The sequence below is a fragment of the Paenirhodobacter enshiensis genome (assembly GCF_000740785.1).
In the GTDB taxonomy this organism is placed as follows: domain Bacteria; phylum Pseudomonadota; class Alphaproteobacteria; order Rhodobacterales; family Rhodobacteraceae; genus Rhodobacter; species Rhodobacter enshiensis.
Window position 1 is genome coordinate 1 of the sequence record NZ_JFZB01000047.1, and the last position, 6417, is coordinate 6417.

At 68.3% G+C, this 6417-nt stretch carries 6 protein-coding genes; all 6 read right to left on the minus strand.

Annotated features, from left to right (window positions below):
* On the minus strand, positions 1-607 hold a 607-nt coding region (locus tag CG50_RS14615), incomplete at its 3' end, for an AbrB family transcriptional regulator (RefSeq protein ID WP_161785418.1).
* Complete coding sequence (locus CG50_RS14620) at positions 604-1911, minus strand: amidase (RefSeq protein ID WP_051910052.1); 1308 nt, start codon at positions 1909-1911, stop codon at positions 604-606. The genes CG50_RS14620 and CG50_RS14615, both read right to left, overlap by 4 nt.
* Before the next feature lie 20 nt (positions 1912-1931).
* On the minus strand, positions 1932-3386 hold the full coding sequence (locus CG50_RS14625) for an amidase (protein ID WP_051910053.1): 1455 nt from the start codon (positions 3384-3386) through the stop codon (positions 1932-1934).
* Between the two features lie 4 nt (positions 3387-3390).
* A complete protein-coding gene (locus CG50_RS14630; RefSeq protein WP_161785419.1) occupies positions 3391-3783 on the minus strand; it encodes a nuclear transport factor 2 family protein in 393 nt (130 codons plus the stop codon).
* A 78-nt stretch (positions 3784-3861) separates the two neighbouring features.
* The gene (locus CG50_RS14635) at positions 3862-5352 is read right to left on the minus strand and encodes a 4-hydroxyphenylacetate 3-hydroxylase N-terminal domain-containing protein (protein WP_036639945.1); all 1491 of its coding nucleotides are present in this window, start codon (positions 5350-5352) and stop codon (positions 3862-3864) included.
* Positions 5353-5831: 479 nt separating this feature from the next.
* On the minus strand, positions 5832-6257 hold the full coding sequence (locus tag CG50_RS14640; RefSeq protein ID WP_051910054.1) for a hypothetical protein: 426 nt from the start codon (positions 6255-6257) through the stop codon (positions 5832-5834).
* Positions 6258-6417: the final 160 nt, after the last annotated feature.

Below are 6417 nucleotides of genomic sequence, written 5' to 3' on the forward strand. Positions count from 1 at the left end.
ACAGCAGCGAAACCGCGATCAGCGCGAAGCTGAGCAACAGCGACGGTCCGCCTCCGGTGGCAGAAACGACCGAGGGCAGCGGAGGGGGCGCCGCACCCTCGGGCAGCAGTTTCGACACGAAGGTCACCGCGACGATGACGAAGGCGAGCCGGCAATATTGCATCAGCGCCACGATGCGGCTGTCGATGCCGCGCTCGCGCGCGATGATGACCATGGCGCCCGACATGCCGGGCAGGCTGCCGAAGACGGCCGCATCGGCCGCGACCCCGCCCCAGCGGTTCAGCGCCCAGCCCATCGCGAAGGAGATCGTCAGCGTCAGCACGGTGATCGCGGCGACCAGGGGCATATGCTCCAGCATGTCGGCATAGATCCCGGGCTTGAGCGAGGTGGCGATGAACACCCCGGCTGCGCCCTGGGCCAGAATGTAGACCGGACGCGGGTTGCGCAAGGTCGCCCCGGCGAGGGTCGTGGCGACAATGCCCGCCGCCATGCCGCCCAGAAGCGGCGCCGCCGGCACCCGCAGCACGACGAACAGCCCCCACAGCAGCCCGGTCAGTGCGATCAGCAGCGCCCATTGCACCGCCCGGTTGTCGGGAAGCGCGATCATGCGGCGGTCCAGCCGTAATCCAGCGCGGCCTCGATCGCCTGTGCGGCGGCCAGTGTCTTGCGGTCGGCGTGGCGCGCCCCGATCACCTGCACCCCCACCGGCAGGCCTTGCCAGCGCAGCGCCGGAACGGTGATCGCTGGCATCCGGAACAGCGTCCAGGGGGTGTTGAACACCGGGTCTCCGGTCGCTCCGAGGCCAAGGGGCGCGACATCCGGTGCGGCGGGCGCGAGCAGCACATCCACATCCGCCATCAGGTCGGCCAGCTTCCGGGCGTGGAGGTCGCGAAACGCCAGCGCGGCATCGTAGTCTTCGGCACTGACCCCGGCCTTGGCGGCGAGGAAATCGCGGGTCATGTCGGTCATATGCACCTGCGGCGAGAGGCGCTCGAACGCGAGGGCCGAGGTTACCTCGAATCCCATGACGCGGTGATGGGCGAGGTGGCTGTGCTCGAACCAGTCGGGCACGGGCAGCACGCTGACACGGTGGCCGGCGCCGCTCAGCGCCCGGTGCGCGTGTTCCAGCGCGGCCAGCGTGCCGGGACCGGCCTTGTCGAAGGGCGCGGTGTGGAACAGCCCGATGCGCAGCCCGGTGACGGTTCCCTCCGGCATCAGATCCGGCCTGCGCCCGAGCACCGAGGCCACCAGCGCCGCATCGGCTACGGTGCGGGTCAGCAGCCCGATGGTGTCGAGGCTTTGCGCCAGAACCTTGACCTCGGCGGTGTTGATCAGACCGTGCGTCGGCTTGTAGCCCACCACGCCGCAATAAGACGCCGGCCGGATGACCGATCCCGCCGTCTGCGTGCCGAAGCCGAGAAGCGCCATCCCCGCCCCGACCGCGGCGCATGACCCCGAGGACGAGCCCCCCGGCGTGCGGGCGGGGTCGAAGGGGTTGCGCGTCTTGCCGGGGCTGGCCATGGCGAATTCGGTGCTGACGCTCTTGCCCAGAACGAGGCCGTCCGCCGCGCGGCTGAGCACGACGCAGGGCGCATCGCAGACCGGGCGGGTGCCGGCATAGCTGACATTGCCATAGCCCGTCGGCATGTCATGGGTGGCGATCACGTCCTTGACGGCGATGGGCAGGCCGGCCAGCGCGCCCTGCGGCCCGCGGGCCGAAAGCGCGCGCGCAGCCTCCAGGACCTGCCCGGGCGACAGATATTCCCAGGCCCTGACGGTCTCGTCACGTGTCGCGATGCGTTCGAGATAGGCTTCGGTCACCGCGACGGGGCTGAGCGTGCCGGCCCGCACCGCGCCGGTCAGCGCCACGGCATCGAGCGCGAGGATGGAGTCGGGGGAAAGCTGTGTCATGGTCGTCGTCGTCCTGTCTGTCAGCGGCTCGCGGCCGGACCGCGCGGGCGCAGATGGGCCCAGGGGGCGGCGCGCTCGATCTGTCCGGCCAGCGAGAAGAGAAGTTCGTCCTGCCCGAAGCCCGCGCCCAAGTGCACGCCGACCGGCAGCCCCGAAGCGAGCAGCCCGAACGGCACCGACATCGCCGGGCAGCCCGAGGCGTTGAAGGCACAGGTGAACGGGCTGTGCGCCCAGAACCGGTCGTAGAAGGCATCGAGGCTCTGGCCGTGGCTGGCGAGAACGCCATGCGCGGGCGCGGGCTCCGCCGCGACGGGCGACAGCAGGATATCGTAACGTGCGAAGAACCGGCCAAGCGCGCGCGCCGTCAGATGCAGCTGATTGACTGCGGCGAGATAGTCGCGCGCGCTCAGCCGCAGCCCCTCGCGCACCCAGGCCTCGTTCACCGGTTCGAGCGCGGCCGGCGGATCGGCGAGGCCGAGCGCCGCCCCCCGCGCCATCACCGCCGCGGCGACGCCGGTTCCGGGGATCACCCGCCACGCGGTTTTCAGTGCCCTTGCGTCATAGCCGGCATCGTCGACCTCCTCGACCCGGTGGCCGAGGCTTTCGAGCAGCCGCGCCGCCGCCCCGACCCGGGCGGCGATCTCGGGATCGACCGGCGTGCCGAGCGGCGAGCGCAGCGTCATGCCGATCCTCAGCGGCCGCGGATCGCGCCCCACGGCATCGAGGAACCGCCCCCCCTGGGGCGGTTGCGCATAGGGGTCGCCCAGATCCGCCCCCGCCGTCGCATCGAGCAGCGCCGCGCTGTCGCGCACGCTCTTGCTCAGCGCGTGCGGCGTCGACATGCCCGCGATCGCCTCGAGCGCGACCGGGCCGAGCGGGTTGCGCATCCGGCTCGGCTTGAAGCCGAACAGATTGGTATGCGAGGCGGGCAGCCGCGTCGATCCCGCCCCGTCCGAGGCATTGGCGAAAGGCAGCATCCCGCCCGCCACCGCCGCAGCCGCGCCCCCCGACGATCCGCCCGGCGAATGACCGGGCTTCCAGGGGTTGTGCGTCACGCCGAAGGCCGCGGGCTCGGTGGTGAAGCTGAGTGCGAATTCCGGCGTGTTGGTCTTGCCCAGGATCACCAGACCGGCCGCGCGGTAGCGCGCGACGAGGGTGCCGTCCATGGGCGAAATGCAGCCGCGAAACAGCGCCGATCCGGTCGACAGTTCCATCCCCGCGGCATCGAAGCCGGTGTTCTTGAGCGCGAAGGGCACGCCTCGGAACGGCCCGTCGGGCAGGCCCGCGTCGATCTGCGCCTGCGCGAGATCGAAATGGCGGTGCACGAAGGCGTTCAGCGCGGGGTCGGCCGCCTCGATCCGGGCAAGGGCGGTGTCGAACATCTCCTGCACCGACACCGCACCGTTGCGGATCAGCTCGGCGAGCGCGGTGGCATCGCGGCTTTGATACTCTTCGGCGCTCAGCGCAGCGGTCATGGCATCAGTCCTGTCGGATCTGGGCAAGGAAGGCGTCCTTGTCCCAGAAGTCGGTGGTGGCGGCGATCCGGCCGGTTGCCGTCAGGGTGAACATGAACACGCCGGGCAGCCGCAGCGCCCGGCCGGGGGTGCCGAAGGTGCCGCTCAGCTCGTAGCGCAGCAGCACGTGCGGGCCGGAAAGGATCCGCTCGACCTCGTTCCAGCAGGCATCGGGCATCATGGCGCCAAACCCCGCGAGTCCGGCCTTCAGCGCTTCGGTGCCGGCGCGGCTCTTGCCTGTGGCGGCCTCGGTGTGGCTGGCGTCGGGGGTGTAAAGCGCCACGGCACCCGCCCAGTCATGGGCGTTGCAGGCCGCCAGAAAGGCCGTCACCGGGCCGGGGTTCGTCGGTTCGTTCATCAGGCCCTCCGCAGGCATGGGCTCGGTCCGCCGCCCGGGCAGGAACCGGGCGGCGGCAGGGGTCGGGGAAGGGGCGGCCTACCAGTCCATTCCGGCGAGGGTCTTGACCTGATCGACGAATTTCGCCCGGTCGACCTCTTCATAGAGCCGCGCGCGCAGCCGCGGCGCGGGCGAGGAGTTGACGTTCTCGAACAGCGCCACCCGCCCGGCGAGCGCGCCGCTCGTCATGTCCCAGATGAAGTTCATCAGATGCTCTTTCTGCATCGCGGACACGCCGTGGCCGGGCAGCAGATCGTTCAGGTAATGGCCGATCTCGGGGCTTTCGAAGGCGTCCTTGCCGAAGCGCATCACCAGCCCCTGACCGCACAGCTCCTGCAGGATGTGGATGATGCGCGGGTATTCCTGGATCGAATAGAGACGCCCGGCGGTCAGCATCCCGACCTCGGGGACGAGAACGCCCGCCTCGGTATAGCTGGCTTTGGCCTCGGCGGCGGTGACGAAGGCGCGCAGGGTCTGCTGATACTGCACCAGCTCGCCCAGCATCTGCTGCACCGCCGGGATCTTGCCGGTGCCGAGGATATCGAGGACCATGTGGCCGGCGCCGACGAACAGTTCCGATTTCACCGTGAGACGCGTCAGCACATGCCAGTGCGCGAAGGCGCAGACCGGGCCATACCACGACATCCCGTCCGGATCGCCGAGGTTGAAGATCCGCTCCTTCGGCACGAACACGTTGTCGAAGACGATGAACTGGTCGGCCTCTTCGCCCATCGAGGCGACGGGGTGGTCGAACTTGCTCGCGCCCGGCTGCGAGACCATCTCGCGCGAGATCATCGTGATGCCATCCGAGGCGATCGGCACCGCGCCCCAGATGCAGGCCTCGGGCGGGGTGGTGGTCAGCCCGCCGAGGTTGGTGAAGAAGATGTCATTCGCCTGCGCCGCGATCGAGCCGACCGTCTTCGCGCCCGAAACGTAGATGCCGTCCTTCGTCGCCTTCTTCACGCGCAGGAACGCCGCCTCGGCGGCCTTCGGGTTGGAGCGGTCGGTCTGCGGCCCGGCCAGGCTTTCCGAGGCGGTCAGGTTGGTCTTCCGGCCGAACTCCATATACGCCTCGATATTCTCGGCGAAATCGGGGTTGCAGCCGTCGATGAGCGACTTTTTCTTCTGGAAGGTCGGCAGATAGGCCATCAGCCCCGCGACGATGCCCGGCGACAGATCCGAGGGCCGGCCGAAGGTGCCGCCGGTCTTCAGCGACGAATATTCGATGATCTTGCGCCGGTCGCGCAGCTCTTCGGGGCTGCGCGGCACCTGCCAGGCGCGGCTGGAAAGCTCGCCGGTGGCGGGGTCGGTGTAGGTCGTGGCATCGGCGAATTCGGGTTTGAACTGGTCGTCGAAGGTCTCGGCCATCAGCTCGGCGCCCTTGCGCAGGCCCGGTTCGTCGAACACCGTGTCGAGCTTGCGGTTGCCGATCCAGATCCGGCGACCGTCCTTCAGCGATTCGAGAAATTCCGCCCCGGTCTTGAGGCGACTGACGGGGGCGGTCGTCTGTGCAGGGCTCTGCGCTGTCATACTGTGCTCCTGAAGTCTTGGGGGCCCGGGGGCCGCTGGAATGGGCTGCGAGGCTGCCGTTCTGCCGGCGCCGTCGTCCCCCTGAGCCTAAGAGGCGCGACCAAAATGTTGCAACCAAAAAGTAATGGTTGAATTGATGCCGCCAGATATTGCCTAAATTTAATGCGGAGGCCATGGAGGTCATGCCGCGGAGGATTTCTCAAAAAGGCAACGTATCAGGCTAAAAGAGCGCATTTTGCGCAGAAATTAGCCATTGTTGCCGACGATCCCGGAGGACACTCAGGTCAGCGCCATTTCAACCATTTTATCGGTTGCATTTTGATGGCGACCAATTTCTCTGATTATGGTCGGCGCAGGGGCACAGATCCGCCACGCCGGCTCATCCGCAGAACAGAAGGCTCACGACAGAGGCTGAAATGGTCAGATCCGTGCGTTCCAGATGCGACGACGTTTCCCGATGCCCCCGGCGGGCAGGCGGCTCAGCGTGCCTCGCACCGCGTTTGGCCGGCCGTCGCCTCGCAGCGCAGCGCGGCTGCAGCGGCGGTCTGACCGCCGAGGCGCGGCAAGGCGATCTCGGCCCGGGTTTCCCACGACTTGCCGTCGAGCCCGCACCACAGCCGTTCGACCGGCATCCGGTCGCCCGCGGCATTCACCCGGTAGACCGCGCCGTTTTGCGTGTCCGACCACAGGGTGAAACCCGCCGTTTCGCCGGCCGGGACCGTGGCCAGATGATCGGAATACCAATGCGCCAGTTTCACATCGCACGACATCGCGGTCTGTCCGCCGTTCGCGACCGAATAGTCGAGACGGGTCAGCCCCGCGGTTCCCTTGCGATGGTCGCTTTCGGCAATGGCGGCGAAGGCCGCCACTGCGTAAATTGCGGTTGCGAGAACCAGGGTTTTCATCGTGACCCACACTCCAATTCGGTTGATCCGGGCGGAAATCGGCAGCCGGCGCAATCGAATGTCAATCAACAAACAGGGAGCCTGAACATGAAGACCAAGACTGCACGGGGGTTTGCCCGTCTGTTGGGCGGAGCGGCGCTTGCCGCGGCGCTCGCCGCTT